This window comes from Frankia sp. CgKIO3 (assembly GCF_977946435.1).
In genome coordinates, this window is the sequence record NZ_CDWTMO010000234.1 from 3,288 (window position 1) to 4,704 (window position 1,417).

Below are 1,417 nucleotides of genomic sequence, written 5' to 3' on the forward strand. Positions count from 1 at the left end.
TTACATCACCTTCGACCCGCTGATGAGCCTGGAAGAACTCCGGGCCACCCACGCCTTCCAGAAACGCACAGACCTACTGCTGCGCCCGCAACCACACCTGTCCCCGGCCGAGATCGTACGGGCTGTCCGTAACGATGCGTTCGCCGCCGAAGCCACCACCGGTCATCCCCTGTACCACGGAGTCTCCTACCTCCTGGTCGGCATGGAATGTTTGATCGGCTCCGCGTACACCCGCCGAGCCCGCCAAGCGGGGCTGACCGGGACGGTGACGCCGTCGATGGGCCGGGTCGAGGCGCGCTACGCTGACCGGCGTATCGGTGTCGCCGCCGACTGGGCCCAGCGATGGGTCGACCGCACCTTCGCCTTCGATTACGTTCTCAAGTCACTGGAGAAGCTCCTCGACGGACCTGTCCGCGCCAGCGTGCGGCAGGCACGGGTCGTAGTGAAGGACGCCGCGTTTGCCGTGCTTGGCGACATGATCGCCGCTATCGAGGCACAGCCGGAGAACCCCGACGGTGGGCAGGCATTGTCCACGCGGATCGCCAGCGCCCTCGACGCGCGTTTCGCGCTCCTTCAGGATTGGATGGCGGCCGTCGTCCACGACCTGAGCGGCCAGATGACCGGCCCACACGCCGATTTTCTCCGCCGTGAACACCGACGGTGGGCGGCCACGACGGGCTGGCGGCTGATCAACGCGGCGGACGCCTGCGGGACCTGACCCCGATGGTCGCCCCTACCATTCAGGTGACAGTCTTCTCCGGGATCGGCACCCAGTTAAACTCCGGGCAGAACCTGGCATACGTGACCAGCTTCCAGACTGCGTAGTCCTCCAGCCGGCTGGCTTCCCGCAGCAGATGCTTGACCCAGGTGTGGCAGACCCGCTCCGAATAGGTCATCGCCTGCTCGATCTGATCGAGCATCCGGCAGGCCACGCTGAAGTCTTCGACGGTCAGCGCGCTCAGGTCAATCTCCACGCCGTCCATAGTGAAGGCGAACACTAGCCGGGTCGTCGAGAACCGGGTGTTGCGCTCGCCGATGAAAGGGGCGTGCCCTTCGAGTGCTGTCATCAACGCGGCGCGCTGCTCGACCGGATAGCCGATCCCCAGGTCCAGATCGGAGGTCTCCAAGTTCAGCCTGGTACCGAACGAGCCGACATCGCACGGACAACGGCCGGTCCACTGCTCGATGAGCATCGAGGCCTTCGCGCGCACAGCCTGCAGACGCTCGTCATGAACGCGCATCGCAGTGTAGAAGCGCTCCGCGCGGTCGAACTCGACATCCGGGAAATCGCTGCGGTCGGCCCATCTCTTCGCAGTGATCGCATCTAGATCCAACAGGGTGGTGGGGTGCGAAGTCATCACCCCGGTGACCTTAGCGTTACGCCGGGCAGCGTCGACTAGGGGATCGTCATTAAATA

General features: G+C 64.7%; 1 protein-coding gene and 1 pseudogene. One reads left to right on the forward strand and one right to left on the reverse strand.

Features of this window, described 5'->3' with window-relative positions; genetic code table 11:
- Positions 1 to 718 (forward strand): annotated as a pseudogene (locus tag AC08OJ_RS18630) (radical SAM protein); the annotation flags it as partial.
- Positions 719 to 740: 22 nt separating this feature from the next.
- On the opposite strand, the gene AC08OJ_RS18635 reads toward AC08OJ_RS18630, so the two are convergent.
- Positions 741 to 1,417, reverse strand: a 677-nt coding sequence (locus tag AC08OJ_RS18635) for a hypothetical protein (protein ID WP_476596415.1), incomplete at its 5' end; no start/stop codon positions are given.